23 protein-coding genes are annotated in these 24,780 nt (G+C 36.0%); 14 read left to right on the top strand and 9 right to left on the bottom strand.

The window, feature by feature from the left end:
* The first annotated feature begins 7 nt into the window (after positions 1–7).
* The 3 genes from AC6CH4_RS06820 (at position 8) to pdxR (ending at position 2,538) form a co-directional block, all read left to right on the top strand.
* A complete protein-coding gene (locus tag AC6CH4_RS06820; protein ID WP_498101406.1) occupies positions 8–472 on the top strand; it encodes a MarR family winged helix-turn-helix transcriptional regulator in 465 nt (154 codons plus the stop codon).
* A gap of 16 nt (positions 473–488) precedes the next feature.
* Positions 489–923: a carboxymuconolactone decarboxylase family protein gene (locus AC6CH4_RS06815; RefSeq protein ID WP_498101404.1), complete on the top strand. Its 435-nt coding sequence runs from the start codon at positions 489–491 to the stop codon at positions 921–923.
* Between the two features lie 151 nt (positions 924–1,074).
* On the top strand, positions 1,075–2,538 hold the full coding sequence (gene pdxR, locus AC6CH4_RS06810; protein WP_498101402.1) for a MocR-like pyridoxine biosynthesis transcription factor PdxR: 1,464 nt from the start codon (positions 1,075–1,077) through the stop codon (positions 2,536–2,538).
* 18 nt (positions 2,539–2,556) lie between these two features.
* Here pdxR and AC6CH4_RS06805 read toward each other — a convergent pair whose 3' ends face one another.
* The gene (locus tag AC6CH4_RS06805; protein ID WP_498101400.1) at positions 2,557–3,201 is read right to left on the bottom strand and encodes a hypothetical protein; all 645 of its coding nucleotides are present in this window, start codon (positions 3,199–3,201) and stop codon (positions 2,557–2,559) included.
* Positions 3,202–3,364: 163 nt separating this feature from the next.
* Between AC6CH4_RS06805 and AC6CH4_RS06800 the strand changes: the two genes are divergently transcribed.
* Positions 3,365–3,940, top strand: coding sequence for a Crp/Fnr family transcriptional regulator (locus AC6CH4_RS06800; protein ID WP_498101398.1), 576 nt, complete (start codon positions 3,365–3,367; stop codon positions 3,938–3,940).
* Between the two features lie 112 nt (positions 3,941–4,052).
* Positions 4,053–4,910, top strand: a complete 858-nt coding sequence (locus tag AC6CH4_RS06795; RefSeq protein WP_498101396.1) for an SDR family oxidoreductase — start codon at positions 4,053–4,055, stop codon at positions 4,908–4,910.
* A gap of 160 nt (positions 4,911–5,070) precedes the next feature.
* Here AC6CH4_RS06795 and AC6CH4_RS06790 read toward each other — a convergent pair whose 3' ends face one another.
* The 7 genes from AC6CH4_RS06790 to AC6CH4_RS06760 all read right to left on the bottom strand — a co-directional run bounded on the left by AC6CH4_RS06790 (position 5,071) and on the right by AC6CH4_RS06760 (position 15,446).
* The gene (locus AC6CH4_RS06790) at positions 5,071–6,099 is read right to left on the bottom strand and encodes a rod shape-determining protein (RefSeq protein ID WP_498101394.1); all 1,029 of its coding nucleotides are present in this window, start codon (positions 6,097–6,099) and stop codon (positions 5,071–5,073) included.
* Positions 6,100–6,367: 268 nt separating this feature from the next.
* Positions 6,368–7,270, bottom strand: a complete 903-nt coding sequence (locus tag AC6CH4_RS06785) for a glycerophosphodiester phosphodiesterase family protein (protein WP_498101392.1) — start codon at positions 7,268–7,270, stop codon at positions 6,368–6,370.
* A gap of 11 nt (positions 7,271–7,281) precedes the next feature.
* Positions 7,282–8,856, bottom strand: a complete 1,575-nt coding sequence (locus tag AC6CH4_RS06780) for a calcineurin-like phosphoesterase C-terminal domain-containing protein (RefSeq protein ID WP_498101390.1) — start codon at positions 8,854–8,856, stop codon at positions 7,282–7,284.
* Between the two features lie 11 nt (positions 8,857–8,867).
* Complete coding sequence (locus AC6CH4_RS06775) at positions 8,868–10,301, bottom strand: SusD/RagB family nutrient-binding outer membrane lipoprotein (RefSeq protein WP_498101388.1); 1,434 nt, start codon at positions 10,299–10,301, stop codon at positions 8,868–8,870.
* 7 nt (positions 10,302–10,308) lie between these two features.
* The gene (locus AC6CH4_RS06770; protein ID WP_498101386.1) at positions 10,309–13,707 is read right to left on the bottom strand and encodes a SusC/RagA family TonB-linked outer membrane protein; all 3,399 of its coding nucleotides are present in this window, start codon (positions 13,705–13,707) and stop codon (positions 10,309–10,311) included.
* A gap of 120 nt (positions 13,708–13,827) precedes the next feature.
* Positions 13,828–14,769, bottom strand: a complete 942-nt coding sequence (locus AC6CH4_RS06765) for a FecR family protein (protein WP_498101384.1) — start codon at positions 14,767–14,769, stop codon at positions 13,828–13,830.
* Positions 14,770–14,858: 89 nt separating this feature from the next.
* Positions 14,859–15,446 carry an RNA polymerase sigma factor gene (locus AC6CH4_RS06760; protein ID WP_498101382.1) on the bottom strand — a complete coding sequence of 196 codons (588 nt, stop codon included), beginning with the start codon at positions 15,444–15,446 and terminating at the stop codon, positions 14,859–14,861.
* Between the two features lie 421 nt (positions 15,447–15,867).
* On the opposite strand from AC6CH4_RS06760, the gene gnd reads away from it, so the two are divergent.
* From gnd to pgl, 3 genes are read left to right on the top strand one after another with little or no spacing between them, the layout of a single operon-like run.
* Entirely contained in the window at positions 15,868–17,277 is a 1,410-nt protein-coding gene (gene gnd, locus AC6CH4_RS06755) for an NADP-dependent phosphogluconate dehydrogenase (protein ID WP_498101380.1), read from the top strand.
* Between the two features lie 26 nt (positions 17,278–17,303).
* A complete protein-coding gene (gene zwf / locus AC6CH4_RS06750; protein WP_498101378.1) occupies positions 17,304–18,833 on the top strand; it encodes a glucose-6-phosphate dehydrogenase in 1,530 nt (509 codons plus the stop codon).
* Positions 18,817–19,533, top strand: a complete 717-nt coding sequence (gene pgl, locus AC6CH4_RS06745) for a 6-phosphogluconolactonase (RefSeq protein ID WP_498101376.1) — start codon at positions 18,817–18,819, stop codon at positions 19,531–19,533. The genes zwf and pgl overlap by 17 nt, the downstream gene beginning before the upstream one ends.
* A gap of 57 nt (positions 19,534–19,590) precedes the next feature.
* On the opposite strand, the gene AC6CH4_RS06740 is transcribed toward pgl, so the two are convergent.
* Entirely contained in the window at positions 19,591–20,358 is a 768-nt protein-coding gene (locus AC6CH4_RS06740) for a methyltransferase domain-containing protein (protein ID WP_498101374.1), read from the bottom strand.
* 233 nt (positions 20,359–20,591) lie between these two features.
* On the opposite strand from AC6CH4_RS06740, the gene AC6CH4_RS06735 reads away from it, so the two are divergent.
* The 6 genes from AC6CH4_RS06735 to AC6CH4_RS06710 all read left to right on the top strand — a co-directional run bounded on the left by AC6CH4_RS06735 (position 20,592) and on the right by AC6CH4_RS06710 (position 24,749).
* On the top strand, positions 20,592–21,593 hold the full coding sequence (locus AC6CH4_RS06735; RefSeq protein WP_498101372.1) for an SDR family NAD(P)-dependent oxidoreductase: 1,002 nt from the start codon (positions 20,592–20,594) through the stop codon (positions 21,591–21,593).
* 119 nt (positions 21,594–21,712) lie between these two features.
* Positions 21,713–22,531, top strand: a complete 819-nt coding sequence (locus AC6CH4_RS06730) for a helix-turn-helix domain-containing protein (RefSeq protein WP_498101370.1) — start codon at positions 21,713–21,715, stop codon at positions 22,529–22,531.
* Between the two features lie 140 nt (positions 22,532–22,671).
* A complete protein-coding gene (locus tag AC6CH4_RS06725) occupies positions 22,672–23,118 on the top strand; it encodes a hypothetical protein (RefSeq protein WP_498101368.1) in 447 nt (148 codons plus the stop codon).
* Positions 23,119–23,261: 143 nt separating this feature from the next.
* Complete coding sequence (locus tag AC6CH4_RS06720; protein ID WP_498101366.1) at positions 23,262–23,843, top strand: TetR family transcriptional regulator C-terminal domain-containing protein; 582 nt, start codon at positions 23,262–23,264, stop codon at positions 23,841–23,843.
* Between the two features lie 53 nt (positions 23,844–23,896).
* Positions 23,897–24,388, top strand: a complete 492-nt coding sequence (locus tag AC6CH4_RS06715; protein WP_498101364.1) for an acyl-CoA thioesterase — start codon at positions 23,897–23,899, stop codon at positions 24,386–24,388.
* On the top strand, positions 24,381–24,749 hold the full coding sequence (locus AC6CH4_RS06710) for a nuclear transport factor 2 family protein (protein WP_498101362.1): 369 nt from the start codon (positions 24,381–24,383) through the stop codon (positions 24,747–24,749). Before AC6CH4_RS06715 ends, AC6CH4_RS06710 begins: the two co-directional genes overlap by 8 nt.
* The last annotated feature ends 31 nt before the right edge of the window (positions 24,750–24,780 follow it).

Genomic DNA, 24,780 nt, shown 5'->3' with positions numbered 1-24,780 from the left:
TATTACTATGAAAATAGAAGATATAAAACAATCCGGTGGTCCATTACCAATAAATAAAAGAATATTGCTGAATATCATATTCATCCAAACTGCTTTTAAGGAAGATTTAAATGAAATATTAAAGTTTCATACTCTTTCTAAAGAACAATATGATGTTTTAGTTCTACTAGGAAACTTAAATGGTAAGTGTGCAAACATGTATATGATACAGGAAAGAATGGCATCAAAAACAAGTAATACCACCCGACTTATAGATAAATTACTTCATAAGGAACTTGTAACCCGGGAAGAATGCAGTGAGAATCGCAGAAAAATAGATATAACCATTACAAGAAAAGGAATAGCGCTTCTTGAAGAAGTTGCCCCAAAAGTACTGGCTTATGAAACAAAACTTGCTGATAATCTCACTTCAGACGAAAAGGAAAGCCTTAATATTCTTCTGGAAAAATACCGAAATAACAATTACAAATAAATATAAAATTTAAAAAATGAAAACACGTATTAAGATCGACCAGGTGGAACCTGCCGGATATCAGGCAATCCTTGGACTTGAAAAATTTATAGAAAGCACTCCGCTAACAAGAACACACAAGGACTTAATAAAAATCAGGGCTTCACAGATAAACGGTTGTGCATTCTGCATTGACATGCATACCAAAGAAGCACGCAAAGCCGGTGAAACAGAGCAACGCATTTACGCACTCAATGCATGGCGCGACACTCCTTTCTTTACAAATGAAGAACGTGCAATTTTAGCCCTGACTGAAGAAGTAACACTAATTAGCGGACATGTGAAAGATGAGACCTACCAGACTGCATCAGAAGCATTGGGAGAAACCTATCTTGCACAAGTTATTTTAGCCATAATAACTATAAACGCCTGGAACAGAATTGGAATTACAACACAGCTCGTTCCTGCCTAAATAAATTTAATACAAATTCACTAAGCTGCTCCGTTTTTTAAGCGAGCAGCTTTTCTCTTTGAAATACATTTACCATTTTCCCATAATTAGGTAAGAAAATTATAAATTTACTAAGACAGCTGAAGAATTCGCCTAACATAAAATTGTACAAATGCTTCCATATAAATCACTTATACAACTCAACAGAGATTCGAATGTTTCTCTGTATGTTCAATTGTGCAATAGTTTTATTCAATTGATTAGTAACGGAACCTTAAAGCCTTCGGATATTTTGCCCAGTACAAGAATCCTTTCAGAATTAACGGGAATTAGCCGCAACACTGTGAAAGTCGCATACGAAGAACTTATGAGCCAGGGTTGGGCAGAATCTGTTGAACGCAAAGGAATATTTGTACTCTCCAAGCTTCCTGAGCTTTCAGATAAGAGAAAGTACACTTCTATTTCACATTTGGAAGAGAAACCAGATTCTTTTAAATGGAATAATCCGTTTACGGAAAAATTTGCTGTGGAGGATTTTCAAAAATCAGTTCTGACAATTGATGACGGTTTTCCTGATGTTCGGCTGACACCAGTGGATCTTCTGATGCGGGAATACAGAAGTATCTCCAAAAGATTCTATGGAAAGAATTTTCTAAAATATGGCCATCCTAAAGGATCAGAGCGCCTTCGGATGGCGTTATGCAGATACCTTTCTGAAACAAGAGGCCTTGCTGTGAGTCCTGAAAATATAATAATTACAAAAGGGAGCCAAATGGGTATTTATCTGGCAACACAGTTATTACTGACTTCAGCAGACACAATCGCCGTTGGAGTTTCAAATTACCGCTCTGCAGATGAAATTTTTAAATATAGCGGCGCTGCTCTTTTGAGAATCCCAGTCGATGAATTTGGGATGGACATTGATTATTTAGCCGAGACGTTGCAGCATCACAAAATAAAAGCGGTATACATTATCCCTCATCATCACTTTCCGACTACTGTTACCATGAGCATGGAACGACGGTTAAAGCTTCTTAAACTTGCTGAAGAATATTGTTTTGCTATAATTGAAGACGATTATGACTTTGATTTTCATTACAATAATAAACCTTATATACCGCTGGCTAGTATTGATCACAACCAAAATGTTATTTACATTGGTTCGATCACCAAAACTTTTGCTCCTGCACTTCGTATCGGTTTTTTAATCTCAGGCCCACAATTTGTAAATGCTTGTGCCTCGCTAAGGCAACTAATAGACAAACAGGGTGATTCTTTGATTGAAGAGGCATTTGCATCTCTTTATGATACTGGAGAAATGGAAAGACATTTTCGTAAATCTATCAAAATATACAGACAGAGAAGAGATCTTTTTTGTGAAATACTGGAGACTAATTTTAAGGATGTGATTACTTTTAAAACTCCTGAGGGCGGCATGGCTGTGTGGTCTTTATTTGATAAAAAAATAAACCTGATAGAATTAGCCAGCCGTGCGGAGAAGAAAGGATTAAAGATTTCAGATGGTACGTTTTATAATAACGAACTTTTTAATCCTAATGGACTGAGGCTTGGATTTGCAGCACTTAACGAGCGGGAAATCGAACAATCGCTTTCTATTCTTCGACAAATTATTTAAAAGCAAAGAATAGCTGATTTACATCGGTACGCTAATTCCTACCATACATCTGCTTGTCTTTTCCTCATGATCATAGGCAGGCATAATCCATACTGTTACTTTTAATTTTGTAATTGTATATCTAAAATTGGGTCCAAGTCCATGGTATCTCCAGTCCATAATTCCTAAACTAATCTTCTCTGAAAATTCGTAGAACATATTGACTTTATATAAATAATTATCGGCACCACTTCCCTTCTCACCCAATGCCAGAAAAGTAATATTACCATTCTTTAGCCATATACTCGAAGAATACCGTGGCGAATGATGCCCTTGCTCAATACCGGCACTTGCCGAAATAACAACTCTTTCTATTGGTGAATAAGACAACCCGATTAAAGCCTGTCCCCATTTCTCCCGAGTAAGTCCAAAAAAGGTCAATGCAAACTGATCGTTTATTTTTTTACTTCCAAAATAATCTATTATAGGTTCAATAGATCCATCGCTGTTTACTTTAGAATATAACTCAAGCTGTGCCTGAGCCAACGTTGGAAAGCCGATTAAAAATAGAAATGCAAACCATTTTTTATTACTATTTCTAAAATTTGTACTTCTTTGACAGAAGCTGGAAATCCCTGTTTTTATATCTTCTAAAATTAATACTAATGCATTTAAATTTTTCATTTTATGGTATATCGGTGATCAGAAAGCAAAAGTAATGGACCGTTCCGGCTACTGCCGACCCCAGCTGCAAGAAAGCGGGTAACCCAGTTTTATTTGAAGATCATATACTGCAGATGGGTTGAAATTCATTTTGTACATTTACAAGAAAATACGCTACGTCAAAATGCTTAGTATCTTACAGGAATATCTTGTTGACAAAATTGTACTCTCTGAAACAGAATTGCTTTTGATTGATTCTGTATCAATAGTTAAGAAAATACGAAAGAAGCAATTTCTACTCGAGGCAGGAGAAGTGTGGAAATACAATGCATTTGTGTGCAAAGGATTAATAAAAACCTTTTCTGTTGACAAGGATGGAAAAGAACATATTATAAATTTCTCTCCTGAAAATTACTGGTTTGGAGACCGTGAAAGTTTAACAAATAATACGCCTTCAAAATTCAATATTGATGCAATCGAAAATTCTGAAATCATATTAATAAAAAAAGAAGATTTTGAGATGCTTTGTCATGAGATTCCCAGCTTCAACAATTTAGTAAATACTATTTTGCAAAAGAGTTTTATGGTCTCTCAAAACCGCATCCATGCCAGTATAAGTTTTTCTGCAGAAGAAAAATACCAAAGCTTTTTAGAGTCCAATCCTTTATTAATAAACCGTATTCCGCAACATATGATTGGGGCTTATCTTGGAATAACTCCGGAAACCATTACACGTATTCGTCGTAACCCGAAAAAGTAATTCTTATTTATTTTTTATTGACTTTTGTTTGTTTTTTTATCAGGCAAATGTCAATGAAAGCAAATGTTGTTGTACCAGATCTTTGTACTGTTAAATTATAAATTTAGTAATCATGACAAAGACAATTTTTATTACTGGTACCAGCACCGGATTCGGTAAACTGACAGCCATCACCTTATCTAAAGCGGGACATAATGTAATCGCCGGCATGCGTGCCACAAATGACAAAAACAAATCGGCAGCGGAAGAACTTTCTTCATTTCCAAATATTGAAGTTGTAGAAATAGACGTTACAGATGATCTTTCTGTACAAACCGCATTTCAAAAAGTACTCAACAAATATGGAAAAATAGATGTTTTGGTAAATAATGCAGGATTATCAGGTTTCGGATTAGTCGAAGCTTTTTCAATTGACCAGATCAAAAAATTTTTTGAGGTCAATTTTTATGGTATCATTCGTACTTATCAGGCCGTGTTACCTTCTATGAGAGCTGCAAAAAGCGGTTTGGTAATTAATCTTACATCAGGTGCCAGTGGTCATTCCCTGCCCTTTATGGGACCCTATTTAGCTTCTAAATTTAGTGTAGAAGCCATTACTGAATCTCTTCAGGATGAATTAAAACAATTTAATATTGAAAACGTTACTATTCAGCCAGGTGTTTATCCTACTGAAATGAATAACGGATCGAAAACGGGTAATAATGCTGATTATCCAGAAGTTACAAAAGCTTATGATCCGGTAGCGAGCGAAATGTTTAATGCTATTGGCGCAGGATTGTTTGGAAAAATGCAGGAATTTAATATGGACCCGCAAACCATAGCCGATGGCATCTTGGAACTAATTAATATGCCCGATGGTGCAAGGCCTTTACGTTTTCCTCTTGATGCAATTGCAGAAGGAACTGATATTGCATTTATAAATTCAAGAGCAGAGCACAAAGCGAAGTGGCTGGTTAAATATACCGGTTAAGACCCTTAAAAATCTCTGTAAAGACAAAAGAAAAAAAGTCCATTTCATACGAAATGGACTTTTTTTATACTTTTCAGTAATTATCTGACAAGTTTTGGATTTGATTATAACCGGTTTTGTTGTCCTGCATTTAACTTCAGATCCGACCTAATGGAGAAAACTATGTTATCAATACTGTTCTATATTTAGCTATATTTTTCAAAACAATACCAGTTCCTCTTACCACAGCCCGCAACGGATCTTCTGCAATATAGACCGGCAGATCTGTTTTTGTTGATATTCTTTTATCAAGACCACGCAGCATTGCTCCTCCACCTGCCAGATACAGACCTGTATTGTAAATATCCGCAGCCAGTTCAGGAGGTGTTAAGGAAAGTGTTACCATGATTGCATCTTCAATTCTTAATATTGATTTATCTAAAGCCTTTGCAATCTCTCTGGAGGTAATTCGTACCTCTTTAGGTTTTCCGGTAAGTAAATCCCTTCCACGAACCAATAAATCATTGGGCGGAAACTCCAGCTCTTCCATGGCAGCGCCCACATCTATTTTTATCTGTTCGGCAGTAGCCTCACCAATATACAAATTATGATGTGTTCTCATAAAATACAGGATGTCATTAGTAAAAACATCCCCGGCAATTTTGATGGATTTATCACAAATTATTCCTCCCAGAGCAATAACCGCAATTTCTGTGGTTCCACCTCCAATGTCAACAATGATATGTCCTTGCGGCTGCATTACATCTAAACCAATTCCAATTGCAGCAGCCATAGGCTCATGAACTAAAAATACTTCTTTTCCATTTACTCTTTCACAAGATTCTTTTACGGCTCTCATTTCTACCTCGGTAATTCCACTCGGAATACATACCACCATTCGGAGTGCTGGTGTAAAAAAACTCTTCTTTAATTCTGGTATATTTTTTATAAACCAGCTAATCATTTTCTCTGATGCATCAAAATCTGCAATTACCCCGTCTTTAAGAGGGCGGATAGTTTTAATATTCTCGTGTGTTTTTCCCTGCATTAAACTCGCTTCTTTCCCTACGGCAATAATTTTCCCATTCCTAATATCCCTTGCCACAATGGAAGGACTGTCCACAACAATTTTTCCGTCGTAGATTATTAAAGTATTAGCTGTTCCTAAATCCATAGCTATTTCCACTGTCATAAAATCAAATAACCCCATAATATAGTTTTGTTTATATAACCAACGCTTTTGTTACTGTTTTATTCTCTGTAAAGACGACTTTCCATTATAACTAATAAATATTTAACTTAGATTTTAGATAAATCCCGGATACTTAAAATAAATTTCTGATTAAAATAAATTCGCATTATTTTTTAATAATAAACAAAATCAAAAAGCCTTCACAATGGTGAAGGCTTTTCTAAAAAAAATAAATAAACTGAACACAATTCAAAACGATCCTAAACACAAGATCGTTTTAAAATCTTTATAACTTTTTTAATACTTTTTCAGGATAGTCTGTTATGATTCCGTCAACCTGCTGTGCAAGCATTCTTTCAATAGCGGCATCTTCATTGACTGTCCAGGGTATAACTTTCATCTTCAGGGCTCGAAGTGCATCCATCTGATTTTTGTCCAGTAATTTATAATTCGGACTATAAATCTCCGGCATGAAGTCAAGCTTTGCGAGGTTTTCTGTCAAAGCACCTTCACCAACAAGAAATGCAATGGCGGGTTTAGGATATTTTTTATGAAAAACATTTAAAAGCAGCGGATCAAAAGACTGTATATTCATCTTTTTTTCAATTCCTTTTTCAATAATTATTTTCATCACCATTGCAGAAAATATTTCTGGCTCTGGCTGTCTTTTACCGTAATCTGCTTTTTCTGATTTGATTTCAATATTGTAGCGGACTGGTTTTAATCTATTTGCTTTGATATAATGCTCAACACTATCAATAACCTCTGATAGTAATGGTTTATACGTTTTCATTTTTTGCTGACCTGGAAAACCAGCATTTCCTCTTGAACCGCTGTCAAATCTTTTAATGCTGTCATAAGTCATTTCATAAAGATTATAACTGTGTTCTTTTTCTTTTGCTATAGGGTTTCCAGCAGAATCTGACATGTACTGGGCAGACATAAAAGTCTCATGAGAAACCACCACTTTTTGATCTTTGGAAATCACAACATCAAGCTCGATGACATCAGCTCCTTTTTTTACTGCGCTCAAAAATGCCGGAATGGTATTCTCCGGAAAGTTTCCCCGATCACCACGGTGTCCCTGTACTTCGACAGCGTGTTTTTGTGAGGTCTGACTTTTGGTTGCACAGTTACAGACCGTCAGCAATACAGTAAAAAGAAACAGAGCCTTTATTGTTCTTATCATTTTTGTGTTGATTATTTTACTTTGTCAATTCTGTAACTGCTACTGGACGTATGGGTCTTACCAAACATATCAGTAGCTTTTATTTCAATAGTATGTTGTCCCAAAGCAAGATCAGAAGGAATACTTCCTCTCCATACATGCGTGCTTTTTTCAGGATCTGACGAGCGTCTTCCTGGCATTAACACTTCTGAAAGTTCCCATTCATAAACCAGTTCTACATAAGATGGGTCTTCTGCCTGTACATAATCCATCTCTTTCCATTCTCCCTGATCTACACGGTACATTACTTTATCTTTTTTGCTTCCCATGAAAAAATTCACAAACACACCGGATTTAGTACGCTTTCCTTTTGCAACAACCTTTGGCGTAAAAACCTTCATTTGATAATCCTGCGGTTTACCAGCTGTTTTGTAATCTACCGTATATTGATTTCCTGCAAAATGAATGAAAGCATATCCTTTTGGAGTCCCGTCTCTCATAACGGAGATAGGAATTCCTTTTTCATCCAATTTTCCTGAATACCAGTCACCTGATGTTGTTCCGATATTATAATGATGATGTGGCTTTTCCTGCAGCCATCCATCTTTCTGATCGAAAAAATCCTGGCGTTGCATATGGGTATGCGCTGAAAGTGATAATGTATTTGGGAAATCCTTCAGCAGTTCAAATAATTTTTGACGATCACTGTCCCTGAAAGAATCGTCTTTAGGATCTGGTTCACTAATCGGAATATGAAAAGCCATTACAATCAGATTATCTTTAGGTACTGCTTTTAAATCATTTTCAATGAATTGCATTTGTTCCGGAGTAAATCCTCCCCAATATCCTTCGTTATCCCTAGGATCAGGATACAACACATCATCAAGGATAATAAAATGGACTTTGCCATAATTGAAAGCATAATTAGCCGGGCCAAAATGAGCTTCGTAGGTTTCATCAGCCAGATTATCAGCTTTGGCATCAAAATTAAGATCGTGGTTTCCCAAAAGGTTGTACCACGGAATCCCAATTTTCTTTACTGCCTGGATATATGGATTGAATAAGCTAAGATCATTCCCAACCAAATCGCCCATGCTCAATCCAAAAGGAATATTCTTAATTCCTTCTACTTCTGAAACAATTCCTCTGGTAAAAAAATCAACTTCTTCTAGATTATAAGGCTGAGGATCTCCAAAAATAAGTGCTGTAAAATCAGCCGTTTCTTTTTGTGGAAGCAATCCAAAATCCACCGACTCCGGAAGTTTTCCTGTTGGCGTTACACCCTCGAACTTACTTTTAGGAGAACCTTCTGGTTTGTAATTGTAAAAAAACTGTGGAAGATTATCTTTGTTAACTACTATTTTATAACCTGATGGCTTAATTACAGCGATGATAGCGTCGTTTTGCAGAGGAAGAACATAATTTCCTTTTTTATCCGTTACCACAACTTCTCGTCCATTGGTTACTGCAACATCTGCAATACCTTTTTCCTTTTTATCTTTTTTTCCGTTTTGATTTAAATCTTCAAATACGATTCCTTTAACAGTTGTTTGTGCTGTTAAAACACTACAAAACAGTAATACGCTTAATATAATTGTCTTTTTCATCTTTGCTTTTTTTATTTGTCCCACCAAACTTTAGAATTGATATTATCTCCTTCAATCATCTGAATGGCTTCCATATAGTTTTCGTAGTTTTTAATCTGCTGATTGTCCGGATAAGTGAATCTTGAAGGCATAATGCCTCCATTAAGCATAGCGGTTGTTGTTGGCAAAACCGGAAACCCTGTTCTGCGGTATTCAAACCATTGTTGGTAATCGGTAAAATACAACGCATAATATTTTTGAAGCATGATTCTCTCCAATGTACCATTATACTGCGCCTGAACATTATCAAAGTAATTAGCAGGAGCTACGGCTTTAAGCTGCTCAATAGCCGACTTAACGCCTTTTACATAGTGTCCGGCAGGGTCAGCAACATAACCTCGTTGCGCCATTTCTGCCTTGATAAATTCTATCTCGGCGTACGTCATAATAAATATCTGCATTGGGTTTGTGGCCTGTGTATTCAGGAGCGTTGAGGCATTGTACTTAAATTGCGAATCAGAACCTGCATAGGCGCTTGTAATTCCTTTATAACCAAGAGGTGCATTGGTCACAAGCGCTGTAGCGCCTGTAGCAATTATAGCTCTTCTTGGATCTTCCATCGCATTTAAATTATCAATAAAAAAGGAAGCCATTTTTATATTAAGATTAAAATCCTGTGGTCTTCCCCAAGGAGACATATTTGGAGAAACTCCAGTTACTTTTAAAATCGCCCCTTCGGCTGTAGTGGTAAAAACAGGATATATTTCAGGATGCTCTATCATATAGGTCAGTTTTTCAAAAGCTTTGGTTTCGGTGCGGTTTGAAATCCTTAAAAGCAATCTCATTTTTAGCGAATTGGTAAACTTCTTCCAGCTGGCTACTTTGTTCTGAAACAAAATATCCTCTGCATAAATCATAGGTTTACTGACATCATAAAGTGTATTGGCTCTTTCCAAATCTGCCAGCAACGTTTCATAAATAAATTCCTGTTTGTCATATCCTGGATACAGGATACCATCTTCTCCACGCGCAGCTTCAGTCATCGGAACTGGTCCAAAAAGATCCGTTAAATTGGCATAAACCAAAGCATTAAGCGTAAGCGCTATTGCTTCATAATTACCATCTTTGGCTTTTACAGAGGCCATACGCATTTCCCTGATATTATTAAGCCATTTATAATAATTGTTCCATGCTGAATTTCCAATATTATTGCTGACATCATAACGATGCAATCCTCCGGTAATACTTGGATATGTTAGGGAAACCTGCATCAAATTGAAGGTAACATCAACACTCTGAAGAGCATTCTGAGAAGCAATCCCATAAATTATCGGGTTCAACAGTGTACCGGGACTTACCTCGGTTATAAGATTAGGATTTTCATTAAGCTCTTCAAAACCTTGTGTACAGGAAATACTCATTCCGGTAAGCAATACTAATATTGCTGCAATTTTTATTTTTTTCATTGTCTTATTATAAAGTCAAACTTAAATTAAAACCATAAGTCGTTGGTGAAGGCATCTGTCCTGTTTCTACACCAGGAAGAATAGTGTCACCATTTAGTGCTGCAGTTTCAGGGTCATAGATTGGGAAATCTGAAATAACAGCTAAATCTCTTGCGAAAACTGAAAACTGAACCGACTGCAGACCTGTATTTTTAATCCATCTTTTTGGCATAGCATATTGAAGGCTTACTTCACGTAGTTTCGCATAAGAAGCATCAAATGAATTGGATTCAATATTGGCTCTTCTGTAATAACGAACATACCAATCTGCTGTGGCCACTTTCTTTGTATTTGGCGCATAACTACCGTCGGCATTCTGAATCACTCCATCTCCAATGATAAAACCGTCAGCTCTGCCCATTTCATTAGAATTCAATTTACCCTGTTCAGCAAGTTTGTGGTGTGTCATGGAATAAAGCATACCGCCATACTGCCCGTCAATAGTTACATTCATTGTAAAGTTGCCGATAGTAAAAGTATTGGTCAAACCCGCTTTCCAATCCGGACTCGCATCTCCGATGTATTGTATTTGTTCAGGATAAGCCGGAAGACCTGCATTGTCGTATACAATCTGTCCATCAGGCGATCTCACAAAACCAAAACCATAAATTGCACTTGTCGTACCTCCTACTTTTGCAATAATAGAAGCTGTTCCACCTGTACCGATAATCTGTTGTCCATCGATTCCTTCAGCAAGTTCCATTACTTTATTCCAATTGCGTGACCAGTTTAAGGTTGTGTTCCATTTGAAATTTTTATGGTCTATGAATTTTCCTCCAAGGGTAAGTTCAATACCACGATTCCTAACTTCACCTCCATTTAATACAGCGCCACTATAACCTGTTGAAAAGTCCATCGGAATATCAATAATTTGATTTTTTGTGCTACTTTCATAAACAGTTACATCAGCTGTCAGGCGGTTATGAAGCATTCTGATTTCAAAACCAGTTTCAAAACTGGTGGTAATCTCAGGTTTAAAGTGATCATTATATAAAACCGTTAAAGTCTGCGCTGAACTCGGAAAAGCACTTTGTCCATAATACTTTTGGGTTTTATACGGTTCCGTATCATTACCAACCTGTGCATACGAAAACCTGTATTTTAAATAATCAATCGCTTTTGGCATAGCAGCCATTTCTGAAATGATTAAACTTGTATTTACAGAAGGATAAAAGAATGAATTATTTTTTACCGGTAGTGTACTAGTCCAGTCATTTCTTCCTGTTACATCTACAAAAACCATTTCGCCATAAGACAAAGAAACCAAGCCATAAAGACTATTCATTTTTTTATAAGCATCTCCCAATGTTAAAATCGGTGCACTTGATCCGTTCGAAAGTTTGTAAACTCCCGGAACCACCAAACCTGTTACCTCTGCCTCTGTTCTTCTGTATTTATAACTCATGGCATTTCCTCCTGCTGAGGCTGCCAAAGCGAATTTACTTCCGAAATTCTTTTTATAAGACAACAAAAAGTCCGTGTTGATTTCCTGTTTATACACATCCTGTCTTTCATAGAAACCTTTTGCATATCGGTTGATACTATACGGTCTTTTTTGTTCTCTGGTCTGATTGTAAGTATTAAGAGCCGAACGAACCATTAAATCCAGATTGGAGGACAATTTGATATTGGCAAAAATATTCCCCACAATCTGATCGCTGTTTAGGGTATTTGTAGCTTCATAAGCAATCAGATATGGATTATCAATAAAAGAACTAAAAGGATGTAACTGCTGAATCTGTTCTTTTCCTTTCTCCCAAATAGGACGATACCAATCAAGATCAATGTTTGGCTGTTGGAAAATCATAAAATAAGCAATAGAACCATTGTTATATCCTGTGGAAGGAAGATTATCACTGTTTCTGGTATTGTAGTTTACTGTAGTTCCTAATTTGATTTTCTCCGATACCTGATAATTGGCATTGATGGCAGCAGTTACCCTGTCAAAACCAGTATTTGGCATAATCCATTCGTTTTTCTGGCGACCTAATGAAAGACGCATAGATCCTTTATCGTCACCACCTTGTATAGAAATGTTATTATTTAAGGTTATTCCGGTGTTCCAGAAATCTTTGCGGTTATCTTTATAAGAAGTCCATGGAACCCTGTTTGCTGACTGCCCCTGAAGCATCGGATCATATTGATAAAAATTCTGTCCTATAAAAGTAGGTCCCCAGGCACTGCTGGTTCCACTAGTACTTGTTCCATCTGCTGAATTGCCATAAGAATAATATTGATTACCCTGAGCATCAGGCGAATTCCCTGTTCCTTGCCCATATTTGTATTGATAGTCTGGCCATCTCTGGATTTTATCAAAAGCGGCACTAGTACTGTACGAAATACCAAGTCCTTTATTTTTCTTGCCTGATTTTGTGGTAAGAATCAATGCTCCATTTGCAGCACGGCTACCGTAAAGTGCAGTCGCACCGGCACCTTTTAATACTGTAACGCTCTCAATATCATCAAGGTTAAGGTCAGAAATTCCGTTACCATAATCAATTGGAGAATCTTCTCCCATATAGGCGCTTGTTGAACCAGAGGTTGTCATCTCTGCATTTACTGGCACTCCGTCTACTACAATAAGCGCATAATTTCCTTTAGGGCTCAGCGATCTGTTTCCACGTAGCGTAATCTGCTGTGAATTTATGGGTCCTGAACCTGCTGAAGTAATGCTCAATCCGGCAACTTTTCCCTTTAAAGCAGACGACCAGTTATTAGACCTGGCCTGAGATAAGCTTTCTGACTTTATGGTCTGTTGTGAAAACCCAAGTCGTTTTTCTTCTCTTTTAATTCCTAAAGCCGTTACCACAACTTCATTTAACTCACTTGTACTTACTTTCATGGTAATTGTCAAAAGTGAATTGCTTACTGCAACATCCTGTGAAAGATACCCCAGATAAGAAACGGTAAGAACTGCAGAAGAGTTTGACACTGCAAAATTGAAATTCCCTTCCATGTCTGTCAAAGTACTGGTGTGAGTTCCTTTTTCAAGGACTGTAACCCCTGGCATTGGAAAACCGCTTTCATCAAGCACTTTTCCGCGTACAGTCATCTGCGCGTGCCCGTTTTTGGTCACTATAATAGTATTATTAATCTTTTTGAAAGAAAGTCCGGTTCTTTCTGAGATTTTTAAAAGGATATTATCAAGGCTTTCTTTTTCAGCAAAAATCGTAATACGCTGAGAAGTTCCCGATATTTTTTCATCAAAAACAAAAGTGAATGCTGTTTTTTGTTCAATCACTTTAAAAAATTCTGTAATAGTGGCATCCTTCAGGTTTAGGCTGATTTGGCTTTCTTTTGTCGAATTTGTCATGGCAAATCCCTGCAGGGTCAAAAAGAATGTTATCAGTATATAAAGATTGTTCATCTTCATATTGGTATTGAAAAAAAATTGTAGTTTCGTGTTCATTACTATTGGGCTATAAATTTTTATTTGTAGTCTTTTTTTTAATGCCCGTTTCCGTTGCACCGGAAGCGGGTTTATTATTTAATCTTTAGGCGTCTTTCTTCTTATAACAATATGGTTTTGGGTTAGGTAAATTATTTTTAGCTGTTTCAAAAAGGCAATACTTTCCAGTACATTCTCTAATTTTTCATCTTTAAACTTTCCGGAAATGGTAAATTTTTTGATTTCCTGATCTTCAAATGTGATGTCCACATTGTACCAGTTTTCAATAATTTTTGCAGTTTCAGAAAGTGTTGTGTTTTTAAGAATAATAGTGTTGCTGGTCCAGGCGATTCCTTCTGAACTGTCGTCTGTTGAAATATGGAAATTAGCATTACGCTTCAGATCAGCTTGTTGGTTTTTCACAATAACTACTTTGTTTCCTGAGGCAGAGCTGACTTCAACTCTTCCGGTAAGGACACTTACTTTGGTAGATCTGTGTTTATAGGAGTTAATATCAAATGAAGTTCCCAGTACCCTAACTTTTACATCATGAGTTTGTACTATAAAAGGTCTTTTTACATCGCGGCAAACTTTAAAATAGGCTTCTCCACTAAGTTCGATATTACGGGTTTCCCCGAATTCTTCCGGATATGTAATACTGCTGTTGGAGTTCAGAACCACCACGCTGCCATCTTGCAGCAAAACTTCTTTTTTTTCTCCTTTATGAGCAATCTGAATTATTTCCTTTGGTGTCAACGCAAATTTTACAACGGAAAAAGAAACTGCAATAGCAACAATTAAAATCGCTGCAATTCTGAGGGCTTTTTTAAATCTGAAATTTCCAGGTTGTTTTTTTGTTTGTAATTCATGGAATATTTTTCCTAAGATAATATTGCCTTTTACATCAGGGAATTGATGCAGACTAATAGTTGAACCATCCTGCATTTTGTCGAAAAAGGCTTCAACTGCCATTTTTTCTTCGGGTGTGCAAGTACCTTCTGTGTATTTTTTTGCCAGTAGCAAAAGGGTTTCTTTTTTCAAAATGAGTGCTTTTATAGATAAGTCACCAATTTTGATTCAGACAAGTAGTCGAAAAAGCAGTCTTAACGTTTTCTTAAAACAGTACTTTTTTAGTTAACATAAAGAAAGGCTGCCCAGTAAAAAAGTAGTGTATTATAATGATGACCATTAAGTCGCAACTGTTTTAAAGCATTGCTGATATGCTTTTCGACCGTATGGATAGAAAGGCTTAATTTTTCTGCAATTTCAGCATTCGAAAAATGTTCGATACGGCTTAGTAAAAAAACCTCACGGCACTTAGGTGTCAATTGACTGATTTGATTCATAATACCTTTTTCGAATTCAATATATTCGATATTATCAACGGTATTGTTCGGTTCCGGAATAGTCTCCAGCACTTCAAGATGCTCTCTGTCAAATTTTAAGCTTCTGATATGATTGGCAATTTTGTATTTTACAGCCCTGAAAAGATAGGCCTCTAAATTGAGAATAACGGTATTAGCTGTATTTTTCCAAAGACTGATAAAGATTTCCTGAACGATATCCTCACATATTTCTTCTTCCTTATAAATCTTAAAAGCATACGTATACAATTTCTTCCAGTATCTGTCGAAGATAATTGCAAACGCGTCATGATTTTCCTGAAAAATCAATTTCTGGAGTTCTTCGTCAGACATTTGCAAAAGATAGTTTTTCATAATAGCTTTAAAACAACAAATGAAAACCAACACACAAAAAATACCTAAAAAGTTGATTTATCTTTATGTTAAATTAATAGCGTATTACCACAGAAATAAGCTACAACAAAAGTTAAGATCGCTTTTGCTTTTAACTCAATCTGCTTCCTTTTCACACATTTCTTTAATTCAAAGAAAAAATATTGCGAGACTCTAAATGTGTTTTTTACACATAAAAAAGTAACAAAATAGCCCTTAAAGTGGACTATTAATCCTCTCCTATTTCATCATTTTTCTCTAACTTAGCACATTCAATCTTAAAATATAAGATTAAAGCAAACTTCGTTTTTCTGCAAAGAACTGAATGAAAAAGCATTATCGCCTTTTCTCTTACATTTTCTTTGCAAAAACATTTTATAATAATTTTAGTTAATTGAAAACTATGAGCAAATTTGATTTTGGAATTGTAGGACTAGGTGTAATGGGTCGTAACTTACTTTTGAATATTGCGAGCCACAACTTTGCAGCAGCAGGTTTAGATTTAGATACCGAAAAAGTTAATTCTCTTCAACAGGAAGCCGGTCCTAATGATACCATTGAAGCAACAACAGATGTTAAACATTTTGTAGAACTTATTCAACAACCAAGAGCTATTATGCTGCTGGTTCCTGCAGGAAAACCTGTTGACAGCGCAATAGCAAGTTTACTTCCTCATCTAGACAAGGGAGATATTATCATTGATGGCGGAAATACTTATTTCACCGATACAGACAGAAGATTTTTGGAATTATCTGCTAAGGGAATTCATTTCTTTGGAATGGGAATTTCAGGAGGTGAAAAAGGTGCCAGATTTGGTCCTGCTATGATGCCCGGCGGAGATCAGAAAGCATACGAGAGACTTCGTCCTATTTTTGAGGCTATTGCTGCAAAAGTTGATGGAGAGCCTTGTGTAGAATATTTAGGAAACGGATCTGCCGGTAACTATGTAAAAATGGTTCACAACGGAATCGAATACGGAATTATGCAACTGATTTCTGAAATTTATGACCTTATGAAAAGAGGTTATAATCTGGATGAAGATACCATTCAGAAAACTTTTGAAGAATGGAACCAAACAAACGATCTTAAATCATATCTGATCGAAATCACCGGAAATATTCTGAAACAAAAAGATGAAGACGGAAGCCGACTGATCAACAAAATTTCAGATTGGGCAAAATCAAAAGGAACAGGAAAATGGACTTCTCAGAACGCAATGGATTTACAAGTGCCGATTCCAACTATTGATGCAGCCGTTTTTATGCGCGATATGTCTAAAACGAAACCAGAAAGAATTGAAGCAGCCAAAAACCTGGTTTGGAAGGCTTCAGCAACTGATGTAAATACAAGCGAAGCAATTGCGACTTTAAAATCAGCTTTATACTTTTCTATCGTTGTGACTTATGCACAAGGATTAGCACAGCTCCACACTGCTTCTAAAGAATATAATTACGGACTAAATCTGGAAACTGTTGCTAAAATATGGCGTGGAGGCTGTATTATTCGTGCCAACATTTTAGAAGATTTCAGAAAAGCATATGTTACAAAAACAGATTTACCAAATTTACTTTTAGATTCTGGAATCGCTTCAAAATTAACGGAGAATCAGGCAGGAATGAGATCAGTTATTCAATTTGCTGTTCAAAAAGGATTACCTGTAGCCGGACTAATGAATTCATTAGTTTATTTTGATGCCTACAGATCTGAAAATCTACCAACAAACCTAATTCAGGCACAGCGCGATTATTTTGGCGCTCACACTTACGAAAGAATCGATACTACCGGTGTTTTCCACACACAATGGTCTGAATAAGGAACCTTAAGCAACACAACACACAAATGAGTAAGTTCAAAAATATAAATCCAACAATCATTGTCATTTTTGGAGGAACCGGAGACCTGGCAAAAAGAAAACTCTTTCCCGCATTTCAAAATTTGTATCTCGACGGCCGTATGTCGAAGAAATTTGAGATTATCGCACTGGGAAGAGCTGAAAAAAGCGATGAAGAATTTCGCAGCTATGTCTTAGAAAATCTAAATAACTTTTCAAGAAAAAAGGGTCTTTCTGACCCTGAAACCCTAAAATTTCTTTCTCATATAAGCTATCATAGTCTTGATATTGACAAGGAAGAATCGTATCAAGGTTTAAATGATAAGATAAATGGTATAGACCAAGCCTTTGGAGAACGTGCCAATCGTCTTTTTTACCTTTCTATCACACCTTCTTTCATCACTACAATTTCCAGTAATATTAAGAAAATCGGGTTAGCTGCAAATCCTAAGCAAGATCGTATCATTATTGAAAAACCTTTTGGTTACGATAAAACTTCTGCCATCGCTCTTAATGAAATGCTTTCGCAGACTTTCAAAGAAGAACAGATTTACAGAATCGATCATTATTTAGGTAAAGAAACCGTGCAAAACATTCTGGCTTTCCGTTTTGGAAATTCGATGTTTGAACCTTTATGGAGCCGTAACTTTATTGATTTTGTCCAAATTACAGTAGCAGAAGAAGTTGGCGTTGAAGAACGCGGCGGCTTTTATGAAGGAGTTGGCGCCTTAAAAGATATGATTCAGAACCATCTGCTTCAGATTTTATGTATGACCGCCATGGAGGCTCCGGCTTCATTGGAAGCAGATGACATCCGAAACCGTAAAGCAGATGTCTTAAAATCGATTCGCCGTATCAAACCTGATGAGGTTGATCACTACATCGTCAGAGGGCAATACGATGCCGGTACTATAAAAGGTAAACCGGTTGTTGGATATCGTCAGGATAAAGGAATTGCTCCCGATTCTATTACAGAAACATACGTGGCTATGAAAATTTATCTGGATAACTGGAGATGGCAGGGAATTCCGTTTTATCTGCGTACAGGAAAAAGAATGGAAGAAAAGCAATCTTCTATTATTATACAATTTAAGCCTGTTCCGCATTCTTCATTTTCTTATGGAAAAGAAGGTATGACACCAAACAGACTTATTATCAACATCCAGCCTGCAATGGATATCAAGCTGCAGTTCATGACCAAAAAACCAGGTCTGTCACTTTCTTTGAGACCGGCAGAAATGATCTTTGATTATTTTTCCTGCTCAACAATGTCACCCGAAGCGTATGAAACGCTGATTGCTGATGCCCTAGCAGGAGACCCTACTTTATTCATGCGTTGGGATCAGGTAGAACAAGCCTGGGATGCTATTGACACCATTCAGCAGGTATGGAAAGATACGGTACCAGTCAAATTCCCTAATTACAAAGCAGGAAGCTGGGGACCTGAAGAAGCTGATGAACTATTAGCGCGTCAGGGACACAAATGGATTCCAAACACACAAACAAAAGAAGAACTTTTAGATGATACAGATATATAATACTACAGAAGAAATTAACACTAAAGCAGCTGCTCTTTTTGTAGCATCAGCCCAAAAAGCAATTGCTGAAAAAGGCAAATTTACAGCCGTTCTTACAGGTGGCTCCTCTCCTGCCGGGATTTACAAATTATTAGCTTCTGACGATTACAAAGCTAAAATAGACTGGAGTAAAGTTTTTATTTTCTGGGGTGACGAACGCTGGGTACCTCTTAATGATGATCTTAGTAATGCAAAAATGTCTTATTCAACCTTACTAAGCCACGTTCCTATTCCGTCTGAAAACATTTTTGAAATGTACAAAGACGGTGTTACACCAGAAGATTTTGCCGTTACTTACGAACAGTCTATTAGAAATGTTTTAGGTGAGGAAGGAAAATTTGATCTTATCTTATTAGGAATGGGAGATGATGGACACACTGCCTCTCTTTTTCCAGGTCAGGCAGTATTAGACGAGCAAAACAAATGGGTTTCTGCCTACTATCTGGAACCTCAAAAGATGCATCGTATTACACTTACTGCACCACTTATAAACAAAGCCGAAAAGATTATTGTAGTGGCTTTTGGAGATAAAAAAGCACATGCATTGAAAGAAGTAACAACCGGAGCGTATAATCCTGCAACTTACCCGATGCAGTTGATTAAGCCCGTTTCAGGAGAATTATTATTTCTTGTAGATAAAAGTGCAGCTGGTACTAATTAAGAAATTATTTACATAACCTGTTTATGCTTTTCAGTATAAACAGGTTTCATATCTTCTTTATCTTTTCTTCCCGTAAAGCAAAATTCTTTTAAAGGCATAAATGGCAGGAAGCTTTGGAAAATGCTCTGCCATCCTGATTTTAAATGTGCTGATAAAAAATGCTTTCTGATCTTCCTGAAGAAGTTCCATATACGGAATCAAGGCTGAGCCTGAAATAAAATTATATAGCGTATCATGATCATGCGCGATTATAGGATAAACTTTCTGCATGATCTGAATTTCTTCCAGTCCACCATCAAACATAATTTGTGCATACTGGTCCATACTTAGTACAGGAGAATCTCTTTTCCATCCCTTAAAATAAGTTTTAAAAGGACCTTCTTCTGCTAATTGATATAAAATTTTATTAAGCAGATTTTCTTTCTGAACCGGCATTTGTACCGCAAATTGTCCCCCCGGATTAATAGCATCAATCAGTTTCGGGAATAATATCTCATGGTGATCTGACCACTGCAGCGCTGCATTACTAAAAACTAAATCCCACTTTTTATCTGATCCTGCCAGATCTTCTACTGACATTTGCTCAAAACGAAGATTATTTGCTTCAAAAGATTTTGATTTTGCCAGCATTTCAGATGAGGAATCAATCCCAAGAAAATCGGTTTTACTAAATTTCCTTGCTAATATTGAAGTTTGTTCCCCTGTACCACAACCTAAATCAATAGCACTCGAAGATTCTGGTAACTTTATAAAATCCATTAGATCATAAAATGGTTTATAACGTAGATCTTTAAACTTATTATATATTTCCGGGTTCCAGGGCATATGCTGATAATTTTAGAGTTCTGATCACCTCCGAAAATGTCTAAATTGAAATAAAATGAGGATACTTAGCTAATTTACAACATCATTTTAAATTAATTCAAAAGTTTCAGCTAAAAATATAGTAGCTGCACCAACGTAAGTGACATTCTAAACAAAGTAATTTGACTTTATAAACAAAATGCAAGAACTGTTATGTCTCTAATTTTGTCCCATAACTTTTAATAATTAAAAATATGAGACGCAACAATTATCAGGGAGACTTACAGCAACCAATAGGTTCAGGGTTTGATGCAACATCTACTACAAGTGATGTAATTAAAGGAATTGACCTTAAGGGGAAAATCGTAATCGTAACAGGTGGAAATACAGGTATAGGGCTTGAAACCACTAAAACGTTGGCCAATGCAGGTGCTACTGTAATTGTTCCTGCCAGAGATGTTGAGAAAGCTAAGAAAAATCTTGAAGGGATTAAAAATGTAGAAATAGAAATCATGAATATTATGAATCCCGATTCGATTGATGCATTTGCAGAGAAATTCCTCCTATCCAACAGACCATTGCATTTGCTTATCAACAATGCAGGTATTATGTGGGTTCCATTGCGCAGAGACAGTCGAGGAATCGAATCACAATTGGCTACTAATTATTTAGGACAATTTCATTTAACGGCAAGATTATTTCCGACACTTAAAAACGCAAATGGTGCAAGGGTAATCAATGTGTCTTCTCTCGGACATCAGATGGCTCCTTTCAATTTTGAAGATCCTAACTTTCTTCACAGAGAATACGAAACCTTGCAAGCTTACGGACAATCAAAAACCGCTTGTAATTTATTTTCCCTCGAACTTGACAATCGCGCCAAAGCATTCAATGTAAGAGCATACTCTTTACACCCTGGTTCAATTGCTGGAACTGAATTGGGAAGGGAAGCTTCATTAGAGTTATTCAAAAAAATGGGCTTTCTGGATGAAAATGGCAATCTGCTTCCTGAAGTAGCAGCAAAATTAAAATCAATTCCACAAGGTGCTGCTACAACTGTGTGGTGTGCGACAAGTCCATTACTTGATAATATTGGTGGTGTCTATTGCGAAAATAATGATATCGCCCCATTATCAAATGGTGCGGATAGCGTTGGATCTTACGGCGTAGAACTTTATGCTCTTGATGAAACAAATTCCAAAAGGTTGTGGGATTTAAGCGAGAAAATGACAGATATATCATTTCAGTTTTCTTAATCAATAACTAACCCTGAAAGGCATTGACAGTCAAACCCGTATTACCAACTATGAGATCTGGGGCGTATTGCAATGCCAACAGAGATAACTATCTTTGGACTAGTAGTAATAATACAAATATGGAACACATTTCAAAATACTTAACACCTGAAATTAAGCTTTCCAGCTATGATGATAAGTTGTTTAAATCGGACTTAATCTTTGAGGACCATATGCTGATTTGGTTTATTTCAGGTGAAACCAAAATAATACAGGCAGATGCTACTTTTTATTTTAAAACGGGTGATATATTTTTAATTCCAAGAAATCTGCTGGCTACCATAATAAATTATCCTAAAAATGGACAGCCACACAAAACTGTAGTAATGCATCTGTCTACAGAACGCCTAAAAAAGTTCTATGAAAAAATTGATGTAAACAAAAAGCAGGTTACCACACAGAAAATATACAGTTTTAACAATCATCCGTTATTAGAAAGTTGCCTGGCCTCGGTAATTCCATATTTTGAACTGGAAGGCAAATTTCCTGAGAACATCGCGTCGCTAAAAATTAGTGAGGCAATAAGTATTTTAAGAGAAATAGATAAAAGCGTGGATAACATTTTGGCCAATTTTGACGAGCCGGGCAAAGTTGATTTAATTAATTTCATGGAGCGAAATTTTATGTTTAATATGCCGATGGAAAAATTAGGTTATTTGACAGGCCGCAGTTTATCTACCTTTAATAGGGATTTTAAAAAACATTTTAATAGTACACCTCAGAAGTGGTTAACCGAAAAGAGGTTAGCATTGGCCTATTATCAATTGTCAGAAAAAAAGAAAAAACCAATGGAAGTTTATCTTGAAGTTGGTTTTGAAGATCTCTCCCATTTTTCCTTTGCCTTTAAAAAGAAATATGGTTTATCTCCTACTCACATATCATCAAAAAATTATAAATAACTACCTGTTATTAAATCATTTAAAATAAAAAATAATAACATCCAAAATGAGGTAACAAAGTCATAAAAGCGTTTTTTATTTTAATTTTATTTTATAACGCTTTCATTACTATATTTGAAGTGTAAAACCTACACCTCTTCATGATCTTGTCCCTGCTTTTTCAAATTCTTATTTCCTGGCTGGTAAGCTGTTGTATACTGCGACTGTTCAACAGAGCATTATCAGTATCAGACAACGAATTTTATCAGGAACCGGTCCTGCTCACTAGTCTTCTTTCTGCTCTTAATATAGATTTCCCGTTAAAAGCAAAGTTAACGACCGGACAGCTATTACATCATATCTTTGGACTATGTTTTGCAACAATTTATTATCTTCTGTGGTATTCTGAATTTGGAGAAATTTCCTGGACAACAAGTATGATTATAGGTTTCATTACCGCCGTAATACGAATTATAAGCTGGATGTTTCTGGCAGAAATCATACCATCAATTTATACTGCCAATTTTAAGGGATATTATCTCCAACTTGTATTTATACACAATATTTTCATCATCCTTGCTTTTTCTGTAGACTGGCTGTTTCATTAATGTTTTTAAAAACATTCTTGTATGAGATGCTGCTTCTTCTAAAATCTCATTTCTTCTGAAAATATTTTTTTTTCATATTTACCATATACCGATCGGTATTTATATTATATTTGTTGTGAATCTTATCAAGTTATGCCGAAATTATGAATACTTCAGAAATCATATTAAACAAAGTAGCTCCCATTTTTAATAAACAAGGGTATGTTGGCACTAGCTTAACTGATATAACAAAGGCCACTGGCCTTACAAAAGGTGCGATTTACTGTAATTTTTCAAACAAAGAAGATTTAGCATTAAAATCATTTCAATTAAATATAAAACTTGCAATAACACCTTTATTCCAACTAGTTACCGCTCAACAAGGGAGTATAAATAAGCTTCATACAATAACAGATTATCAGCGCAGCTATTATGACTTAGTTAAGGACAGAGGCGGATGCCCAATGTTGCGTGCAGGAGTTGATACAAAATTTATCAACCCGTTATTATTTCAGGCAGCACAAAATTTATCTCAAAAATTCACTATTGGTTTAACTACTATTATCACTGAAGGCATTAATAATAATGAAATTCAGCCAAATACGGATCCGGTTCAATATGCGAAAATAATTTTATCCTTAATTGAAGGAAGTTCACTTTTGGCATTTACCCATAATGACCCAACCTATATAAATACCGCAATGGACTTTATAGATAATAGTATAATTCAAAGCATCAGGAAATAAAAAATTTTTAACCCGTCAGATACCGATCGGTATTTGATATAATATATTCGAAAATGGAAAAAGTATTAAAAACAAAAAGAAAAATTAGGTTTCAGGACTGTGATCCTTTTAATCACTTAAACAACTCTAAGTATTTAGAGTATTTTATTAATGCCCGGGAGGATCAAATTGCTGAAAATTATGATCTTGACATATTTAAATATATGAAAGAAACCGGAAATAGCTGGGTTGTTGCCTCTAATCAGATAAGCTATTTAAAACCGGCCTCTACAATGGAAACCGTACTAATTGAGTCGCAGCTGATTCAATATACCCCTAATCTTCTAGTAGTTGAGATGAAAATGTGGAATGAACATGAAACAGAATTAAAAGCAATTCTATGGATAAAATTTATTCCTTACAATGTCCAGACAAAAAAAGCAGCAAATCATTCTGACGATTTGATGCAACTATTTGAATCGGTTGTTTTACCTGTTGATCAACCGATTTTTGAAAATAGATATTTAGAAATTATTCAAAAATTAAAAGCCAAATCATATGCCTAAAATAGAAACAATAGAGCAATTCATAGCAATGGTCGAATCTAACGAACATGATAAAGCCATTGAAAAATTTTATACTACCGATGCTTCCATGCAGGAAAATCAGGCAGAACCGCGGGTAGGAAGAGGTAATCTTGTTGCCAATGAAAAAAATACACTTTTAAAAGTCAAATCCTTAGTATCCAAATGCATTCGTCCGTATTTTGTAAATGGCGATCATGTTGTTATTCAATGGTATTTTCGATTTGAATGGAAAAATGGGACTGTTTCTGAAATTGAAGAAATGGCCTGGCAAAACTGGCAAGGTGAACTTATAAAGTCTGAAAAGTTTTTTTATGATCCTAAGCAATTTATAGGCTTGTAATAGAAAAAACTCCGCAAAAATCAGAACATTT

This window comes from Flavobacterium sp. GQ95 (assembly GCF_059758655.1).
Note: the sequence above shows the minus strand (reverse complement) of the source record. Positions and strands in the feature narration are given on the sequence as shown.

What these genes read in the sequence shown, in the direction of transcription:
- AC6CH4_RS06725 (WP_498101368.1), top strand. Translation starts at nt 22,672, where the DNA reads ATGATCTTGTCCCTGCTTTTTCAAATTCTTATTTCCTGGCTGGTAAGC.
- AC6CH4_RS06805 (WP_498101400.1), bottom strand. Translation starts at nt 3,201, where the DNA reads ATGAAAAATTTAAATGCATTAGTATTAATTTTAGAAGATATAAAAACA.
- AC6CH4_RS06720 (WP_498101366.1), top strand. Translation starts at nt 23,262, where the DNA reads ATGAATACTTCAGAAATCATATTAAACAAAGTAGCTCCCATTTTTAAT.
- AC6CH4_RS06715 (WP_498101364.1), top strand. Translation starts at nt 23,897, where the DNA reads ATGGAAAAAGTATTAAAAACAAAAAGAAAAATTAGGTTTCAGGACTGT.
- gnd (WP_498101380.1), top strand. Translation starts at nt 15,868, where the DNA reads ATGAGCAAATTTGATTTTGGAATTGTAGGACTAGGTGTAATGGGTCGT.
- AC6CH4_RS06785 (WP_498101392.1), bottom strand. Translation starts at nt 7,270, where the DNA reads ATGATAAGAACAATAAAGGCTCTGTTTCTTTTTACTGTATTGCTGACG.
- AC6CH4_RS06710 (WP_498101362.1), top strand. Translation starts at nt 24,381, where the DNA reads ATGCCTAAAATAGAAACAATAGAGCAATTCATAGCAATGGTCGAATCT.
- AC6CH4_RS06735 (WP_498101372.1), top strand. Translation starts at nt 20,592, where the DNA reads ATGAGACGCAACAATTATCAGGGAGACTTACAGCAACCAATAGGTTCA.
- AC6CH4_RS06770 (WP_498101386.1), bottom strand. Translation starts at nt 13,707, where the DNA reads ATGAACAATCTTTATATACTGATAACATTCTTTTTGACCCTGCAGGGA.
- zwf (WP_498101378.1), top strand. Translation starts at nt 17,304, where the DNA reads ATGAGTAAGTTCAAAAATATAAATCCAACAATCATTGTCATTTTTGGA.
- AC6CH4_RS06760 (WP_498101382.1), bottom strand. Translation starts at nt 15,446, where the DNA reads ATGAAAAACTATCTTTTGCAAATGTCTGACGAAGAACTCCAGAAATTG.
- AC6CH4_RS06775 (WP_498101388.1), bottom strand. Translation starts at nt 10,301, where the DNA reads ATGAAAAAAATAAAAATTGCAGCAATATTAGTATTGCTTACCGGAATG.
- AC6CH4_RS06800 (WP_498101398.1), top strand. Translation starts at nt 3,365, where the DNA reads ATGCTTAGTATCTTACAGGAATATCTTGTTGACAAAATTGTACTCTCT.
- AC6CH4_RS06780 (WP_498101390.1), bottom strand. Translation starts at nt 8,856, where the DNA reads ATGAAAAAGACAATTATATTAAGCGTATTACTGTTTTGTAGTGTTTTA.
- AC6CH4_RS06815 (WP_498101404.1), top strand. Translation starts at nt 489, where the DNA reads ATGAAAACACGTATTAAGATCGACCAGGTGGAACCTGCCGGATATCAG.
- AC6CH4_RS06790 (WP_498101394.1), bottom strand. Translation starts at nt 6,099, where the DNA reads ATGGGGTTATTTGATTTTATGACAGTGGAAATAGCTATGGATTTAGGA.
- AC6CH4_RS06730 (WP_498101370.1), top strand. Translation starts at nt 21,713, where the DNA reads ATGGAACACATTTCAAAATACTTAACACCTGAAATTAAGCTTTCCAGC.
- pdxR (WP_498101402.1), top strand. Translation starts at nt 1,075, where the DNA reads ATGCTTCCATATAAATCACTTATACAACTCAACAGAGATTCGAATGTT.
- pgl (WP_498101376.1), top strand. Translation starts at nt 18,817, where the DNA reads ATGATACAGATATATAATACTACAGAAGAAATTAACACTAAAGCAGCT.
- AC6CH4_RS06820 (WP_498101406.1), top strand. Translation starts at nt 8, where the DNA reads ATGAAAATAGAAGATATAAAACAATCCGGTGGTCCATTACCAATAAAT.
- AC6CH4_RS06740 (WP_498101374.1), bottom strand. Translation starts at nt 20,358, where the DNA reads ATGCCCTGGAACCCGGAAATATATAATAAGTTTAAAGATCTACGTTAT.
- AC6CH4_RS06795 (WP_498101396.1), top strand. Translation starts at nt 4,053, where the DNA reads ATGACAAAGACAATTTTTATTACTGGTACCAGCACCGGATTCGGTAAA.